At 71.0% G+C, this 16937-nt stretch carries 16 protein-coding genes and 1 tRNA gene; 13 read left to right on the forward strand and 4 right to left on the reverse strand.

Annotated elements, in window-relative coordinates:
• Positions 1 to 3 precede the first annotated feature (3 nt).
• Positions 4 to 1083: a 4Fe-4S dicluster domain-containing protein gene (locus tag ACW9PK_RS09795; protein WP_144997877.1), complete on the forward strand. Its 1080-nt coding sequence runs from the start codon at positions 4 to 6 to the stop codon at positions 1081 to 1083.
• Positions 1080 to 2180: an NrfD/PsrC family molybdoenzyme membrane anchor subunit gene (gene nrfD / locus ACW9PK_RS09800; RefSeq protein ID WP_457015719.1), complete on the forward strand. Its 1101-nt coding sequence runs from the start codon at positions 1080 to 1082 to the stop codon at positions 2178 to 2180. Before ACW9PK_RS09795 ends, nrfD begins: the two co-directional genes overlap by 4 nt.
• A 121-nt stretch (positions 2181 to 2301) precedes the next feature.
• Here nrfD and selD read toward each other — a convergent pair whose 3' ends face one another.
• The gene (selD, locus tag ACW9PK_RS09805) at positions 2302 to 3345 is read right to left on the reverse strand and encodes a selenide, water dikinase SelD (protein ID WP_167318267.1); all 1044 of its coding nucleotides are present in this window, start codon (positions 3343 to 3345) and stop codon (positions 2302 to 2304) included.
• Positions 3346 to 3428: 83 nt separating this feature from the next.
• Here selD and ACW9PK_RS09810 point away from each other — a divergent pair.
• The 9 genes from ACW9PK_RS09810 to ACW9PK_RS09850 all read left to right on the forward strand — a co-directional run bounded on the left by ACW9PK_RS09810 (position 3429) and on the right by ACW9PK_RS09850 (position 10874).
• Positions 3429 to 3523: transfer RNA gene (locus ACW9PK_RS09810), tRNA-Sec, on the forward strand.
• A 41-nt stretch (positions 3524 to 3564) separates the two neighbouring features.
• Positions 3565 to 4872: an L-seryl-tRNA(Sec) selenium transferase gene (selA, locus tag ACW9PK_RS09815; protein WP_457015720.1), complete on the forward strand. Its 1308-nt coding sequence runs from the start codon at positions 3565 to 3567 to the stop codon at positions 4870 to 4872.
• Positions 4872 to 6659 (forward strand): selenocysteine-specific translation elongation factor, encoded by a 1788-nt coding sequence (selB, locus tag ACW9PK_RS09820; RefSeq protein WP_457015721.1) that lies wholly within the window; start codon positions 4872 to 4874, stop codon positions 6657 to 6659. The genes selA and selB overlap by 1 nt, the downstream gene beginning before the upstream one ends.
• Positions 6660 to 6935: 276 nt before the next feature.
• On the forward strand, positions 6936 to 7136 hold the full coding sequence (locus ACW9PK_RS09825) for a DUF3072 domain-containing protein (protein ID WP_260981557.1): 201 nt from the start codon (positions 6936 to 6938) through the stop codon (positions 7134 to 7136).
• Between the two features lie 112 nt (positions 7137 to 7248).
• Positions 7249 to 8070, forward strand: coding sequence for an alpha/beta fold hydrolase (locus ACW9PK_RS09830; protein ID WP_457015722.1), 822 nt, complete (start codon positions 7249 to 7251; stop codon positions 8068 to 8070).
• A gap of 314 nt (positions 8071 to 8384) precedes the next feature.
• On the forward strand, positions 8385 to 9293 hold the full coding sequence (locus ACW9PK_RS09835) for an EamA family transporter (protein ID WP_457015723.1): 909 nt from the start codon (positions 8385 to 8387) through the stop codon (positions 9291 to 9293).
• A gap of 245 nt (positions 9294 to 9538) precedes the next feature.
• Positions 9539 to 10156: a mismatch-specific DNA-glycosylase gene (locus ACW9PK_RS09840; protein WP_085107121.1), complete on the forward strand. Its 618-nt coding sequence runs from the start codon at positions 9539 to 9541 to the stop codon at positions 10154 to 10156.
• Positions 10157 to 10239: 83 nt separating this feature from the next.
• Positions 10240 to 10674, forward strand: a complete 435-nt coding sequence (locus ACW9PK_RS09845) for a hypothetical protein (RefSeq protein WP_457015724.1) — start codon at positions 10240 to 10242, stop codon at positions 10672 to 10674.
• Positions 10674 to 10874, forward strand: coding sequence for a helix-turn-helix transcriptional regulator (locus tag ACW9PK_RS09850; RefSeq protein ID WP_312918369.1), 201 nt, complete (start codon positions 10674 to 10676; stop codon positions 10872 to 10874). Before ACW9PK_RS09845 ends, ACW9PK_RS09850 begins: the two co-directional genes overlap by 1 nt.
• Before the next feature lie 23 nt (positions 10875 to 10897).
• Here the strand turns inward: ACW9PK_RS09850 and ACW9PK_RS09855 are convergent, their stop codons facing one another.
• From ACW9PK_RS09855 to ACW9PK_RS09865, 3 genes are all read right to left on the reverse strand, one after another.
• Entirely contained in the window at positions 10898 to 12343 is a 1446-nt protein-coding gene (locus ACW9PK_RS09855; protein ID WP_457015726.1) for a carboxylesterase family protein, read from the reverse strand.
• Positions 12336 to 12779, reverse strand: coding sequence for a GNAT family N-acetyltransferase (locus ACW9PK_RS09860; RefSeq protein ID WP_457015728.1), 444 nt, complete (start codon positions 12777 to 12779; stop codon positions 12336 to 12338). The genes ACW9PK_RS09855 and ACW9PK_RS09860 overlap by 8 nt, the downstream gene beginning before the upstream one ends.
• A 69-nt stretch (positions 12780 to 12848) precedes the next feature.
• Complete coding sequence (locus ACW9PK_RS09865) at positions 12849 to 14465, reverse strand: alkaline phosphatase D family protein (RefSeq protein WP_457015729.1); 1617 nt, start codon at positions 14463 to 14465, stop codon at positions 12849 to 12851.
• Between the two features lie 214 nt (positions 14466 to 14679).
• Here ACW9PK_RS09865 and ACW9PK_RS09870 point away from each other — a divergent pair, with 214 nt between their 5' ends.
• Together ACW9PK_RS09870 and trhO are read left to right on the forward strand one after the other, a co-directional pair.
• Entirely contained in the window at positions 14680 to 15396 is a 717-nt protein-coding gene (locus ACW9PK_RS09870; protein ID WP_457015730.1) for a trimeric intracellular cation channel family protein, read from the forward strand.
• Positions 15397 to 15956: 560 nt separating this feature from the next.
• Positions 15957 to 16847 (forward strand): oxygen-dependent tRNA uridine(34) hydroxylase TrhO, encoded by an 891-nt coding sequence (gene trhO / locus ACW9PK_RS09875; protein ID WP_457015731.1) that lies wholly within the window; start codon positions 15957 to 15959, stop codon positions 16845 to 16847.
• Positions 16848 to 16937 lie beyond the last annotated feature (90 nt).

Below are 16937 nucleotides of genomic sequence, written 5' to 3' on the forward strand. Positions count from 1 at the left end.
CGGATGACACCCACTGACAGGTTCGCGGACGACTCCCACTGGGATCATCCGCACGAGCGCCGCGGGTTCTTCACGGACACCTCCATCTGCATCGGGTGCAAGGCGTGCGAGGTCGCGTGCAAGGAGTGGAACCGCAACCCCGCGGACTCCGACTACGAGCTGCTGGGTTCCTCGTACGACAACACGGGCGGCCTGGGCGCGGACACGTGGCGGCACGTGGCATTCATCGAGCAGTCGCGGGACCGCATCGAGCAGGCCCGGGAATCCGGGCGGGCGCTCGTGGACCTGGGGATGCCCCGCGTGGGTCCGCCCGCGGCGTCGTCGTCGGCTGAACCCGCGTCCGGTGGCTGCGGGTGCTCGTCCGGGGGAGGGGGGTGCGGGAGCGCGGCCACGACCGGCGGCGCATCCACCGCGCAGGACGGCGACTCCCCGGTCCTGGACACCCCGGACTTCCGGTGGCTCATGTCCTCGGACGTGTGCAAGCACTGCACCCACGCCGGGTGTTTGGACGTGTGCCCCACGGGCGCGTTGTTGCGCACCGAGTACGGCACCGTGGTGGTCCAGGAGGACATCTGCAACGGCTGCGGTACGTGCGTGGCCGGCTGTCCGTTCGGCGTGATCGAGCGCCGCGACGACGGTCTCGTGGAGCCCAAGACCCAGCGCGGTGCGGCACCCATGCCGGACACCGTGAAGGTCCCCCAGGACGGGATCGCCCAGAAGTGCACGCTGTGCTACGACCGAATGAAGGACGACCAGACCCCGGCGTGCGCGCAGGCGTGCCCCACCACCTCCATCAAGTACGGCGAGCGCGAGACCATGCTCGAGTCGGCCCAGAAGCGGGTCGCCCAGTTGCACGAGCAGGGCAAGACCGAGGCGCGGCTCTACGGCGCCAACCCCAAGGACGGCGTGGGCGGAACCGGGTCCATCTTCCTGCTGCTCGACGAGCCCGAGGTGTACGGCCTGCCGCCGGATCCCCGCGTCCCCACGGCTGACCTGCCGCGCATGTTCAAGCGCGCGGGCATGGCCGTGGTGGGCATGCTGGCGCTCGGCGCGGTCGCGTTCACGGCGGGTGATCGCTCATGAGCATTTCCCCGTACGACGCCTACCGTCCGCCGCAGGAGCCGCGCGGCAAACGACGCCGCAAGAACCGCACCCCGGGCGGGGGAGCCTTCCGCCGCGGTGGCGGTGACGGTTCCCGCGAAGTGCCCGTGGTGCCGGAGCCCGAGTTCACGTCCTACTACGGCCGCCCGATCGTCAAGGCCCCGCCGTGGGACTCCAAGATCGCGTCCTACCTCTTCCTGGGCGGTCTCGCGGGTGGTTCCGCGCTGCTGTCCCTGGGCGGCTACCTCACGGACCGGCCCGCACTGCGTCGTAACGGTCGCCTGGGTGCGCTGGGAGCGGCGAGCCTCGGGACCGTGGCGCTCGTCGCGGACCTCGGGCGCCCCGAACGGTTCCTGCACATGATGCGCACGGTCAAGCCCACCTCGCCCATGAGCCTGGGTTCGTGGTTGCTTGCGGGTTTCGCGACCAACGCGGGCGTGGCCGCCGCGATCGAGGTGGACCGGATGACGGATGAACGCCTCCCGCTCGGCCCCCTGCGCCCGGTGCTGCACGCGCTCGAGCTGCCCACGAGCGTGGCCTCCGGCGTTCTCGGAGCGCCGCTCGCGGCCTACACCGCCGTGCTGCTCGGGGACACCGCAGTGCCCACATGGCACGAGATGCACGCGCACCTGCCGTTCGTGTTCGTCAGCTCGGCGTCCTTGGCGTCCGGGGGCTTTGCGCTCGTGACCACGCCCGTGGCGGAGACCGGTCCCGCGCGGTTCTTCGCGGTGGCCGGGGTCGCGGGGGAGCTCGCGGCCATGCACGTCATGAAGGGCTCGATGGACCCCGTCTCCGTGGAACCGCTCGAACAGGGCAAGCCCGGTGCGTGGCTCACCTGGAGCGAACGACTCTCGGTCATCGGTGGCGCGGGCGCTCTGCTCGGCGGACGACGCCGTTGGGTCGCCGCAGCCTCGGGACTCGCCCTCATGACGTCCTCCGCGCTCACACGCTGGGGTGTGTTCTGGGCCGGCAAGGAATCCGTGAAGGACCCCCGGTACACCGTGATCCCGCAGCGCAACCGGCTCGAGAAGCGCCGCGCCGCCGGGATCATCGACGATTCGATCACGACCGCCGGTTGAGTCTGCCGTGGCGGGGGGCTGCCCCGCTCACGTGCGAACACATGCCCGGGACGACCGCGCAGGCCGTCTCGCAACCGGTCGGATGAACGGTTCGCGCAATGGGTTGAGTTGAACGACGCGCTCAGCGCACGGTGATGAGCGCGTCGCCGTCGGCGGGAACCTCGGTGGTCTCCCCGATCACGGGATAGCCGGGGACCTCCCCGACCACGAGCAGTCCGCCCGAGGTCTGGGCATCCGCGAGCAGGAGCAGCTGGTCCTCCGTGATTCCCGATCCCGCGGACAGGAACGGGCGCACCCAGTCCAGGTTGCGGCGGGTACCACCCGAGACGAAACCGTCCCGCAGGGCGTCCGCGGCGCCGTCGACGAGCGGAACCGCGGAGGCGTCGAGCGTGGCGGCCACCCCGGAGGCCCGGCACATCTTGTACAGGTGGCCCAGCAGACCGAAACCGGTCACGTCCGTGGCCGCACGCACCCCGGCCGCAAGGGCTGAGCGAGACGCATCCTTATTGAGCGCGGTCATGGTCTCGATCGCGGCGGGGAACACCTCGCCCGTGGTCTTGTGCCGGTTATTGAGTAGTCCCACCCCGATCGGCTTGGTCAGGGTGATGGGCAGACCAGGCCGGGCGGCGTCGTTGCGCATGAGGCGTTCGGGATCTGCGGTACCGGTGACCGCCATGCCGTACGTGGGTTCGGGGGAGTCGATCGAGTGCCCACCGATCACGGGGCAGCCCGCGAGCGCGGCCACGTCCAGGCCGCCCTGCAGCACCTCGGACATGAGGCTCATGGGCAGCAGTTCACGGGGCCAGCCCACGAGGTTGATCGCGACCACGGGGGCGCCGCCCATCGCGTAGATGTCGGACAGTGCGTTCGCCGCGGCGATCCGGCCCCAGTCGCGGGCGTCGTCCACCACGGGGGTGAAGAAGTCGGCGGTCGAGAGCACCGCGAGGTCGGGGCGCACGAGGACGGCCGCGGCGTCGTCGCCGTCGTCCAGGCCCACGAGGACGTCCGGGGAGTCCTGACCCGTGAGTCCCTTGACGGCGTCCTCGAGCTCGCCCGGCGGGATCTTGCAGGCGCAGCCACCGCCGTGGGCGTAGCTCGTGAGACGGCCGATCCCGGTCCCGGACGGGTGCGAGGTCGTGGACGGGCGGGCGGCTTCGGGAGTCATGCGTCCAGTCTAGGAGTGGGGACGGACAGGCTACTGAGTTATGACGACCGAGGGCGTCCGAGTGCGGTGATACATTCGCTCCCGGAGGCGTACGTGTCCTGGTGGGCGCCCCGGTCTTCAAAACCGGTGAGACCGAGCAGCTCGGTCTGGCGGGTTCGATTCCCGTCCGCCTCCGCCACTTTTTGAGCACTCGCCCGCCACAGATCCCGAGGAGTTGCCGTGAGTGCAGCGGATCCCCGCAGCCGCATCCCCCGCACCGACCGGTTGCTCGCGGATCCTCGCATCGGGTCCGCGGGAGCCGGGCTGGGGGCCGCGGCGGTGCGGGCCGCGATCACGGCCGCGCAGGCCCGGGCACGCGCGGGGGAGATCGCGCCCGAGGACGTCGCGAGCGCCGTCGTCAGCGAGCTCTCGGCGCGCGGCGCGTCTTCATTGACCCCGGTGCTCAACGCCACGGGCGTGGTGGTGCACACCAACCTGGGCCGCGCTCCGCTCTCCGATGCCGCCCGCCAGGCCCTGCAGGACGCCTCCGGCTACGTGGACGTGGAACTGGACCTGACCACCGGGCAGCGCTCCGGCCGGGGTGTCGCCGCGCGGCAGGCACTGCTCGACGCGTGCCCCGCCGCCGAGGATGCGCTGATCGTCAACAACGGTGCCGCGGCGTTGGTCCTCGCCACGACCGCGCTGGCCGCGGGACGCGAGGTCGTGATCAGCCGGGGCGAATTCGTGGAGATCGGTGCCGGGTTTCGCTTGTCCGACCTCATGGAATCCACGGGTGCGCGGCTGCGCGAGGTGGGGACCACCAACCGCACGCACCACGCCGACTACCGGGACGCCATGGGTCTGGAGACCGGGTGCATCCTCAAGGTCCACCCCAGCAACTTCCGGGTGGACGGCTTCACGTCCTCGGTGCCGCTCGGGGAGCTGCGGGCGCTCGCGGACGAGCACGGGGTGGCGCTCGTGGTGGACGTGGGTAGCGGCCTGCTCACGCCGGATTCCGCGCTGCCCCACGAGCCGAGTCTGTCGGAAGCGCTCGAGGCCGGCGCGGACGCCGTGATCGCGAGCGGGGACAAGCTGCTCGGCGGGCCCCAGGCGGGTCTGTTGCTCGGGCGCACCGAGACGATCCGCCGCCTTGCGCGCTTCCCGCTGGCCCGGGCCGTGCGCGCGGACAAACTGACCCTCGCCGCCCTCGAGGCCACCCTGCGGGGCGGTCCCACCCCCGTCGCGAGCGCCCTGCACGCGGACCCGCAGCGCGTGCGTGAGCGCGCGGAGGCCCTGGCCGCCGCGGTGGGGGCCGACGTCGTGGAGCACGATGGTCGCGTGGGTGGGGGTGGTGCTCCCGGTGTCCCGCTGCCCGGCTGGGCCGTGCGGCTCCCGGAGGCCGCCGCGCGCCCGTTGCGTCTCGGCACGCCAGCCGTGCTGCCGCGCGTGCACGACGGCGCGTGCCTCGTGGACCCCCGCTGCGTCCCCGAGGAGCGGGACACCGACCTGCTCGCCGCCGTGCGCGCGGCGCTCGCGGAGGTGGGCTGATGTATGTCGTGGCCACGGCCGGTCACGTGGACCACGGCAAGTCCACCCTGGTCCGAGCACTCACGGGGATCGAACCGGACCGGTGGGACGAGGAGAAGCGACGCGGGCTCACGATCGACCTCGGGTTCGCGTGGACCGAGCTGCCCTCGGGGAGGCATGTGGCGTTCGTGGACGTCCCCGGGCACGAGCGGTTCCTGGGCAACATGCTTGCCGGTGTGGGCCCGGCTCCGGTGGTGTGCTTCGTGGTGGCCGCGGACGAGGGCTGGCAGGCCCAGTCCCGCGACCACCGGGATGCGGTCGCTGCTCTCGGGATCGAGTACGGGATGATCGTGGTGACTAAGGCGGATCGGGCTCCGGAGCGGGTGGCCGACGTCGTGGCGCGGGCGCGCGCGGAGCTCGCCCACACGGGTCTCGCGGACGCTCCCACCGTGGCCGTCTCGGCGCGGGAGGGAACCGGACTCGACGAGTTCCGGGACACGCTGGACGCGGTGCTCTCCCGCGTGCCCGGCCCGGACCCGGACGCCAGGATCCGGTTGTGGATCGACCGGGCCTTCACGATTTCCGGTGCCGGGACCGTGATCACCGGGACCCTGACCGCCGGGACCCTGCACACGGGTGACCGGTTGACCCTGCGCGGTCGAGCGGGAAAGCAAGAGGTCACCGTGCGCTCGATCCAGAGTCAGAATGATTCCGTGGCGCGGATCGGACCCACCCACCGCGTGGCCGTGAACCTGCGGGGCACGAGCAAGGACGCGATCCACCGTGGGGACGTGCTCGTGACCCCGGACGCGTGGCCGAGCGCGGGCGTCATCGAGGTCCGCCGTGAGCGGGGTGCTCCGTTCGACGAACTGCCCGCCGAGATCGTGGTGCACGCGGGAACGGCCGGCGTGGGCGCTCGGTTGCGACCGCTCGATGCCGATCACGCCCGATTGCAGCTGGACCACGAGATGACCCTCGTGCCGGGGGACCGGCTCGTGCTGCGCAGTCCCGGGGCGCAGGTCGCGGTCGGGGGTGCACGTGTGCTCGACGTCGACCCGCCCACCTTGGACCGGCGCGGTGCGGCCGCCCGGGAGACCGCTCGGCTCGCGGGCATCGCCGACCACGGCGACCCCGTGGCGGAAACCGTCAAGTACGGGGCGGTGAGCACCGAGCGGTTGCGGCTGCTGGGGTTCGCGGCGGACGAGACGCCCTCCGGCGACGTCGTCGTGGCGGACGGATGGTGGATCCACGTGCCCCGGCTCACGGAGTGGGCCACGCAGTTGCGAGCGGCGGTCGAGGCCGCGCACGAGCGCGACCCCCTGGCCCCGGGACTGCCCCGAGGCGCGGCCCGCACAGCGCTCGGCGAACCCGGCGGACGGCTCCTGGACATGCTCGTGGCCCGGGCGCAGCTCACGGAGCAGGACGGATACATCACGGTCCCCGGTCGCGGCGGCGGACTCGGTGCCGCGGAGGCCGCGATCACCGCGCTCGAGAAGCGCTTGCGTGCGGATCCGTTCGCGGCACCGGAGGCGTACGAACTGCAGGAGTTGCGCCTCGGCCCGCGAGAACTGGCGGCGGCGCAGCGGCTCGGTCGGGTGCTGCGGTTACCCGGCGATGTCGTCCTGTTGCCCACCGCGCCCGCGCTTGCGATGCGCGAGCTCGCCCACCTCCCGCAGCCCTTCACCACGAGCCAGGCGCGGCAGGCGTGGCGCACCACGCGCCGAGTGGCCGTGCCGCTGCTCGAGCACCTGGACGCCAAGGGCTGGACGCGGCGCGAGGACGGGAGCACCCGCAGCATCGTGCGGTGACCACCCGCTGCGGATCGGTACGAGCGGTGGGACCTTGCGCGCCGTGAGCGAAACATGCTCGCGGGGAGGCGGAGCGGGGGCTAGCGTCGACACCACGACATCCGGTGATCCGGCGCGAGACCCAGCGAAGGAGCAGTCATGACCGAAACCCCCGCACAGGACCCCCAGGGCGAACAGCCCCCGCTCGAGAACGGCACCCCGGACGGTGCCCTGCCCGACCAGGCCGCCAACGGCGTTCCGCAGGGAGAGACCAATGGCGCGCCCCAGGGCGAGACCATCGGTGCGACCGGTGACACTCAGGACTCGTCCCTCGAGAAGGACCCCTCGACCTGGGTCAGCGGCGATGAGCCCATGACCGCGTCCCAGAAGTCCTACCTGGACACCCTCGCCAAGCAGGCCGGGGAGGAACTGCCCGCGGATCTCACCAAGGCGGAGGCGTCCCAGCACATCGAACGGCTCAAGGGCTCGCAGAACTGATCCGTCCTCATCCGGGACGTCCCGGATCCACCGCCCCGTACCCGGCATCCACGCCGCGTGCGGGGCGGTGTCCGCTTTGGGGCGCGGTGGGCGCGCACAGTAGATTGGGCCCGTGCCCCAGGACCAGAAACCCCTCGTGAAGACCACGCTCGTGGGAGACGGCGAGCAACGCGTCGTGTTCCTGCACGGGCTCTTCGGCCGCGGCAAGAACTTCACGAACATCGCCAAGGGATTGCGACCCGAGTTCCGCAGCTTGCTCGTGGACCTGCCCAACCACGGTGAGTCCGCCTGGACCGAGAGCTTCGGCTACGCAGCCATGGCGGATACCGTGGCCGCCGAGCTGCGTGAGTCCTTCGCCGCGGACGGTCCCGTGGACGTCGTGGGCCACTCGATGGGCGGCAAGGTCGCCATGATCCTGGCCCTGCGTCACCCGGAACTCGTGCGCCGGCTCGTGGTCGTGGACATCTCCCCGGTGGGTGCGCAGGAGTCCGGTGCCGGGCGGGGCGACTTCGAGCACCTGCTGGGCGCCCTGCAGCGCCTGGACCTGAGCGACGTCAGCCACCGCTCCCAGGCGGACGCCGCGCTGCGCCCCGAGATCCCCGAGGACCACGTGCGCGGTTTCCTCCTCCAGAACCTGCGCCACCGGGACGGCGGTTTCGGGTGGCAGCCCAACCTGGGCCTGCTCCATGCCGAGCTCGGCGCCATCGGGGACTGGCCCGCGGACGACGTCGCAGGGCGCACCTTCATGGGGCCCGTGCTGTGGATCGCGGGGGAGCGTTCCGACTACGTCCAGGACAGCGACGTCCCCGCGATGCGCGCGCTGTTCCCGCGCACGGTGCGGACCACGGTGCGCGGTGCGAGCCACTGGGTGCACGCGGACCGCCCGGACGAGGTCATCTCCGCGCTGCGCACGTTCCTGCTCACCGACCGCTGATCCCGCGCGATCCGTAGGGTTGAAACTCCACGACCAAAAGAGCACCCCGGATGCGCTCCGACCTCGGCCGCTGTGTCTTCGTGACCTTAAGCGGGGTGTTCTGCATCGTCGGGACACTCGTGGGCGTCGGGGTGACCGGGACCTCCGTGGCGAACACCGCCGGCGGAGCCCTGGACACGGACGCACTGGATCATCGCCCTGGTCCGGGGTCGCTATCGGGGCACCCGGGCACTCAACACCCGCGCGGGACGCGAGCGCAGCGGCGTCGTCGCGAGCTGACCCGGTACCGCGGGGCACCGCGTAGCGTGGACGCCGTGAATCCCTCGACCTCACCGACGGCCCGGGAGCGCGGTGGTTCGTCCGCGCAGGGCGTGCTGCTCGTGGTCGCCGCGGCGTTCGTCACGCAGACGGGCGCGGCGATCGCCGTGAGCCTGTTCGACCACGTGGGCGCCACGGGTGCCGTGTTCCTGCGACTGGTCATTGCCGCGGTGGTGCTGTGCGCCGTCGTGCGACCCTCCCCGGCGGGGCTCACGCGGCACACGATCGGGGTCGTGCTGGCGTTCGGGGTGGCCCTCGGTGGGATGAACCTGTTGATCTACCAGGCGATCGCGCGATTGCCGCTCGGGATCGCGGTGACCATCGAACTGCTCGGACCGCTCGCGCTGTCCGTGGTGCTGTCCCGGAAGTGGAGCGGGGTGCTATGGGCCGCCCTGGCGCTCGCGGGCGTCGTGCTGCTGAGCGGTGTGGGCCCGGGCTCAGGGGTCCCCGACCTCGCGGGTGTGTTCTTCGCCATGGCTGCGGCCGCGATGTGGGCCGTGTACATCCTGATGTCCCGGCAGGCGGGGCGCAGTTTCCCGGGGACCCAGGGGCTCGCATGGGCCATGGTGATGGGCGCGGTGCTCGCGGCGCCCTTCGGGATCGCGAGCGGTGGAGCGGCGCTGCTCGAGCCGCGCGTGTTGCTCGTGGGGCTCGCGGTGGCGCTGCTGTCCTCGGCGCTGCCCTACGCCCTCGAACTCGCGGCACTGCGTCGGTTGGCCGCCGAGACGTTCTCGATCCTGGTGAGCCTGGCACCGGCCGTCGCCGCTCTGGTGGGCTGGGTGATCCTGGGGCAGATGCTGGGCCCTGCGGAGATCATCGGGATGGGCCTTGTGATCCTCGCCGGTGCGGCGGCCGTGCGCACGGGGCGTCTGCCATCCACGGGGCCGACGCCGCCGGGGACATGACGCGCGCTGGTTCCGACCCGGCCCGCTCCCGCCGTTCCGGGCTGCGTCGTCGGAGGGGTGGGTTCCCGCAGCGCTGCCCGCTCCGCGTCGTCGAAGGAGCATGTTCCCGCCGCGCTGTCGGCTTCGCTGGAGGCGTGGTCAAGCCCCGCTACCCGACTCGACGGAGGGACGTTCTGCTCCGAGTGCGCCAGCTGTGTTCCGGCATCCATCCGGGCCGTCGGTGCTGCGGCCTAGCATGATCCACCATGGGATTCTCACGCGCCGAACTCGACTCCTACCGGGATCGCACTGTCCCGGATCTGCTGCCCCAGCCGTTGCGGCTGTTGTTCGTGGGTATCAACCCGGGGCTGTGGACCGCCGCGACCGGTGCGCACTTCGCCCGGCCGGGTAACCGTTTCTACCCGGCGCTGCACCGCGCGGGGATCACCCCGACCCTTATCAACGCCGCCGACGGCTACGTCCCGGAGGAGCTGGCGCAACTGACCGACCGGGGGATCGGGATCAGCAACGTGTGTCCCCGGGCCACTGCGCGGGCGGATGAGCTCACCGCGGAGGAGTTCCACGAGGGGGCACAGCGGCTGGACCGACTGGTCCGCGCGGAGCATCCCGCCGTGGTTGCGGTGCTCGGCATCACCGCGTACCGCGCGGCCTTCGACCGCCCCAAGGCCGTCACGGGTCGGCAGGATTCACCGTGGCCGGGCACCGAACTGTTCGTGGCACCCAACCCCAGCGGTCTCAACGCCCACAGCTCCCTGGACGACCTCGCGCGGATCTACGGTGACATCGCCTGCGCCGCGGGCATCGCCGTCGACCCGGAGGACACCCCTCGAAGCGTTGAACCTCGGGATGTCAAACACCCTTGACATCGGGTGTCAAGCACACTTGACTGTAGCCATCGACATTCGGAACGGTATCCCCGCTCCGACCGGGTGAAGGGATCGCAGTCATGACCACTCGAACAGAGCGCCGGATGAAGGCGCCCCCGTCCGCCTATGTCACCATGCTCATCACCGGTGCGCTCGCCGCGGCGGCGCTGGGTGGCGTGGCCGCATGGTTCTTCGACGAGAACCGGCTCATGGCGTTCGTCATCTTCGCGGTGTGCACCGCCGGGCCCATGTTCGCCCTGTCCTGGTTCGTGTTCGTCTCCCGATACACGGTGAAATCCGATCCCCACGCGGAGGACAACGTGGAGGGCCAGTGGTACGAGAAGGCGGCCTCGGGCGCCTTCCACGACTTCCTGGTGGTGGCCGGGCTGGGCTGCGTCGTCCTGGCCCTCACGCAATTCGAGATCGCAGGATCGACCCTCCTGGTGCTGTTGCTCGTGTTCGTCATGGCTGATGCCGCCATCCGCTACGCGGTACTCAACAGGCGAGGGGCCTAGTGGACAACCGGATCGCGGAGCGAAGGGGAGACCGGTCGTGGTCGCAGGCCCACCTCGCACACTTGCTGGGCGTCTCCCGCCAGACCGTGATCTCGATCGAGCGCGGCCGGTTCGACCCCAGCCTCCCGTTGGCGTTCCGGCTCGCCGCCGTGTTCGAATGTCGGATCGAGGACCTGTTCACGCCCGACGCCGTCGAGTGACCCGTGTTCCCGAGCCACCCTGTTCAGAGGGCACGACCCGTATCCGGCGGGAACATCCGCAGCCCGGCGCGGGAATCACTCGTGACGGGCTCGCCCCGCGCGAAGTCCGCCCACGCGCGACGCAAGCGAGCGCCGTCGGCGAGAACGTCCGCCCACGTGTGTCCCTCGACCATGGGGGTGCGCTCCCATGCCGGGCCAGGGAAGAGCAGGGGCAGCTCGGAGATGTGCGCCGCGGCGATCGGGCTGCGCCCCACACCCCACGAGAACTCGTAGCGTGCGCCCGTGCCACCCGAGCGGACATGGCGTTGCGCGAACCGGCGGGCGCCCCGGCCGTAGAGCCGCTGGGTGAACGGGCTGATCAGGATCCGCTCCACACCGCGGGACTTGCGGGGGTGGTTCATCCGCCGGAGTAGCGGGGGGATGCGCGCGGTGAACAGCGCGGCTTCGCGGGTCGTGTTGCCCACGAGGACCTCCACGTGTGGGGCGGCCTCGCACCAGTGCCGGTCCAGTTCGGATTCCGGCGGCAGCGGGTCGTGGCCGTACTGCAGTCCGAACGGCATCTGGCCCTTGAGTCCGAACCGCGTGGCGGCCTTGGCCACGCGCTGTTGCATCGTGCGGATGTCGTCCAGCGACGCGTCCCGGGCGAGTGCGCTCGCGGTCGTCGCCATGAGCTCGCTCATCGTGGCGCGCCCGGCCAATAGGCCGAACGGCGCGCTCTGGATGACGGCACGGCGGAACAGGCCCCGAGCGCCGTCGGCGATCATGAGGTGCGCGACCGCGTCCCCACCCGCGGACTGACCGAACGCCGTGACGTTGGCGGGGTCGCCGCCGAACGCGGCGATGTTCTCGCGCGTCCAGCGCAGGGCAGTGATCATGTCCAGCAACCCCAGGTTGGCGGGGATGTCCGCGCCGTCGCCCAGGAAACCGAGCAGCCCCAGCCGGTACGTCACGTTCACCACGATCACGCGCTGTTCGCTCACAATCACGCGCGGGTCGTAGAACGGCGCGTCCCCCGCGCCGGATGCGTACGACCCGCCGTGGATCCACACCATCACGGGCAGCCCGGCGTCCGGCGGCGTGTTCGCAGGCACGGTCACGGAGACGCGCAAGCAGTCCTCGTCCTGGGGCAGCTCTCCGATGTTGCTGCCCACGACGTCGTCCAGGAACGGCATGGGCGGTTGCGGGCACGCGGGCGCCGGCTCGGTCGCGTGGAGCTCCGCCGACGACGCCGCGACGGGCCGCGGTCGCTCGAAACGCCCCGCGCTCGCGTACCGGATCCCGGTGGCCCGGTCCACCGGCCCGTCCCGCCATCCGATGATCCGCCCGCACGGTGCGTCCCACCGGGGTGCGGTGGGTGCGTCGGACGGGGGCGGGGTGGAGCGACCTGAAACGGCGTGACCCGGGACGGCGGCGTCGTCGTCCTGTGGGGCGGACCCCGGATTTACCGGAGCGGGGGGACGCTCAGTCATGCGCGCCGCGATCCATGGACAGGCTCATCCCGATGGTCCGCGGCGCGGGGTCCGCGAACCCGCGCCGCTCGTACAGCGGACGCCCGGGCTCATCCGCCATGAGGGACACGTACGCGCCCGGCGGTGCGTCGCGGTGGATGCGATCCAGCAGCGCGCGCAGGACCGCGGAGCCGATGCCCCTGCCCTGATGCGACGGCAACACCGCCATGTCGATGACGTGGAAGTACCACCCGCCGTCCCCGATCACCCGGCCCATGCCCACGGTGTCACCGGACTCGTCGTGGATCGCGTGGATCGCCGCCCACGCGCCGCCGATCCCGGCCGCGGCCTGTTCCTCGGTCTTGCGGCTCATCCCCGCCTCACGGCGGAGCGTCAGGTAGTCCGGGATCGTGGGCGGGCCGTCCAGGACGGTGTAACCGGGCAGGGTGTCGTTCATGCTCCTATCCTGGCGCATCCGTGGACCACGGAACACCACGCCAGCGGGGTGTCCGCTGGCGCCGCGCGGTCACCGCTGCGGGGTGAGCGTGCGGGTGTAGACCGTGGTGCCGTTGGCGTTGATGAGGCGCACCGTGAACGCGCTGCCGTCCCCCGCGACGTTCACGTGTCCGAAGTACTGGTGCTCGCCCGAGCGCGGGGAGCCCATGGGCGGACCGGCCTGTTGGAAGTCCACGCGGGGGCCGAACGTGCGGTCCAGTTCGTTGGGGCCGAAGGAACCGGCGTTGATGGGCCCGGCCACGAACTCCCAGAACGGCGTGAAGTCCTTGAACGCCGCCCGCTCCGGAGAGTAGTGGTGGGCCGCGCAGTAGTGCACGTCCCCGGTGAGGAACACCACGTTCTTGATCCGGTGGTCCTTGATCGCCTTGAGCACGCGGGCCAGCTGCAGCTCACGGCCCAGTGGTGCACCGTGGTTCGCGTTGGAGATGGATTCCTGTCCCTTCCCGTCCGGGACCACCAGACCCAGGGGGAGGTCGTTGCCGATGACCTTCCACGTGGCCCGGGACCGGCACAGCTCGTGGATCAACCACCGGGTCTGTTCCTCGCCCAGGATCTCCGTCTCGTGCGACTCCAGCCCATTGGTGTTCTCGCTCTTGAACGTGCGCATGTCCAGGGCGAAGACGTCCAGATGAGGGCCCCGGGCGATCTTGCGGTGGATGCGCGCGGGCCCGAAACCGGTGCCGCGGCGCAATGCGCGGGAGTCGGCGATGGGCATGTACTCCTGCCACGCCTGCCGACCGCGGGCGGCCAGGGTGTCCACGTCCCGGACCTGCGTGTACCGCGGGTCGTCCAGGACCTCACCGGGCCACCAGTTGTTGGTGGTCTCGTGGTCGTCCCACTGCGCGATCACGGGGACCTCCGCGTACATGGCCCGCAGGTTGGTGTCCATCATGTTGTAGCGGTGGCGGCCCCGGAACTCGGCAAGTGTCTCGGCGACCTCCTCCGTGACCTCATTGCGCCACAGCGGTTCACCCGGTACCTGGCGCGTGGGCTCCAGGGGGTTGTCCGCGTAAATCGTGTCCCCGGAGTGCAGGAAGAAATCGGGCCGCGTGGCATGCATTGCCGCATAACCGCGCATGCCTCCGATCTCCGGGTTGATGCCGTAGCCCTGACCGGCGGTGTCAGCGGTCCATACGAAGGACTGGGGAGCGCACTGACCGCGGCGGTTCGTACGCTCCGGGGCGGTCGTGAACGACCCCGTGAGTCGCTCACCCATGCGTCCGGAGTCGTCCTCGAAACGGTACGTCACGTCGAAGCGGGTTCCGGCGGGAAGCTTCCGGGCCAGGATCTTGGCCGTGTGGTCGGTCCCGGGGTGGGCCCACCCGCTCACGAGGTGCAGCTTGGTGGCGCGGCGCCCGCGCAGGACGGTGCCGTCCGCCGCGGTGGCCCGCAGGACGGCGTGCAAGCGCCCCGCGCCGGAGGATCGTGCCCACAGCACGGCGGAGTCGGAGGTGACGTCGCCACTGGCCACCCCGCTCGGGAGGGTGAGGCGCTCGACCACGAGCCCCGGCCCGCGGGAGGGCTTGTCATGGGCGAGCGCGGCGGAGGGGACGGCGGTCACGGCGGCGGCCAGGGCGGCCCCGCTCATGAGCTGACGACGGTTCAAGGGGCCGTTCTGAAGAGTCATGACCTCATGATCGGCGCCGTGGGTGACCCGTGGATTGCTCCCGGGTGAATCTTCGGATCCGCTCTGACGTGCACCGATACCCCCACGGGGGTGCACCACGGGCAGCCGGGGTTCCCACCCGCGGAACCGATCGACGTGCCGGTTGCCGCCCGGTGCGCCGATCGGCCCCTATGCTGGTCCCCGTTCACGCAACGGGTCGACGGGAGAACACGCAGTGAGCATCGAGGCGGCATCCGTCTTCAGCGCCGTGGATCTGCTGGGCGTGCTGACCAACGGGATCCTGGGCGGCGTCGTGGCCCGCCAATTGCGCATGGACCTCGTGGGATTCACGGTGCTCGCCATCGTCTCCGGACTGGGCGGCGGCATGCTGCGGGACACGCTGCTGCAACAGGGCTTCCCGGTGGCGCTGACCAACCCCGCCTACCTCACCTCCGCGCTCGCCGGCGCGGTGATCGCCTACCTCATGGTCTTCGGTCACCGCTGGACGATGCGCGCCCTGTTCGTGGCCGACTGTCTCTCGGTGGGGTGCTGGGCCGCCACGGGCACCGTCAAGGCCCTGGGTGCCGGGCTCGCATGGCCACCGGCCATCCTGCTGGGGGTCGTCACCGCCGTGGGCGGGGGGATGATCCGGGACATCGCCGTGGGCCGGTTGCCCGCCATCTTCGGCGGGAACACCCTCTACGCCACGAGCGCCCTGCTCTCGAGCGGCCTCATGGCACTGCTCGCGGGCCTGGGTCACGAGACCGCCGGTATGGCCGGGGCCATCGTCCTCAGCGCCGTGGTCAGCGTCGCAGCGCGCCGTTTCGGGTGGCGCCTGCCCGGCCCCGCGAACCTCGGCCCCGGTGCGCTGGCACGGTTGCGCCGCAGACCCGGCACGGGCAGACGCGTGCGTCGCGAGCGGGGAGGGGTGCGGCGTCGTCGTCGGGTGTGACACCGGCGCGGACCGCGCCGACAGGTCCGGACCCGGGGCTCACGCGAACGGCGGACAACGCCGCTGCGTCCCGGTACGCGGGGAATGGTCAGTCGGCGGGGGAGACGTCCTTCGCGGGCGCCTTGTTGGTTCATGACGTGGGCGCGTTGCGACCCGCCAGCAGGGAGAAGATCACGATGAGCGCCAGGACGACCGGGGCGGCGTAGAGCCCCGGGTTGTACGTGCCGGTCAGGGTCTGGATGGCGCCCCCTAGAACGATGTGCCGGAGGTTCGGCGCCGATGGGTCATTGACAGCTCATCAAGTCAGGCGTCCACCGCGCGAAGCACGGGACCTGTGAGCCCCACACCGCCGGGTCGGTGACAGGTGCGGCCCTCCCCACGGCTGTATCCAATCCAGCGAGGGCCACGCGCACCCGCACCCCGCCCCACATCCCCCGCGTTACACCCCCGCGGCAATCCCACTGCACAACACACATGCCCCGGAACGACCGCGGGATCGGCCGGGAACGGCTTTTTCGGGGCATAGATGTTCGGTCGGAGCGGGGATCTACGCTGGAGTCATGTCCCTCCCCAAGATCGTGCTGTTCTACGTCTTCACACCCCTGCCGGATCCGGAGGCGGTGCGGTTGTGGCAGCTGAACCTGGCGCGGAGCAGCAATGTGACGGGGCGGATCATCGTCTCCGCTCAGGGGATCAACGCCACGGTGGGAGGGGACATCCAGGACGTGAAACGGTACGTCCGCGGGCTGCGGGAGTACGTCCCGTTCAAGGATGCGGACGTCAAGTGGTCGGACGGCCGCGGGGACGACTTCCCCCGGTTGAGCGTCAAGGTGCGCCCCGAGCTCGTGTCCTTCCACGCCCCGGACGTCATCACGGTCACGGAGCACGGGGTCCAGGGGGGTGGCACCCACCTGACACCCCGCGAGCTGCACCAGCTCGTGGACCGGGGCGGGGAAAACGTGGTGTTCTTCGATGGTCGCAACGAGCTGGAGGCGCGGATTGGGAGGTTCCGGGACGCCGTCGTCCCCGACACGGGCACCACGCGGGACTTCATCCGCGAACTCGACTCCGGGAAGTACGACCACCTCAAGGACAAGCACGTGGTGACCTACTGCACCGGGGGAGTGCGCTGCGAGGTGTTGAGCGTGCTGCTGAAGAACCGGGGATTCCGGGACGTGTACCAGCTGGACGGCGGGATCGTGCGCTACGGCGAGCAGTACGGGGACCACGGACTGTGGGACGGCTCCCTCTACGTCTTCGACAAGCGTAGGCACATGGAATTCTCCCCTGATGCGCGCTCGCTGGGCCGCTGCGAGGAATGCGGCACGGCGACACCCACGTTCGTGAACTGCGCGGAACCCACGTGCCGGCAGCTGTTCCTGTGCTGCGAGGACTGCACGGCCTCCGGGGCCCGGGTGTACTGTCCGGACTGTGTCCCGGCGCACGCATGAATCGCAGCGAGCAAGGAGCAACGAGCCACGCGCGGCGCACGAAACAGCACGCGGCAGCGCGAGACGCCGCGGGTCGTGAAGCAACTGACA

It is taken from the genome of Kocuria sp. MNB10 (genome assembly GCF_054073685.1).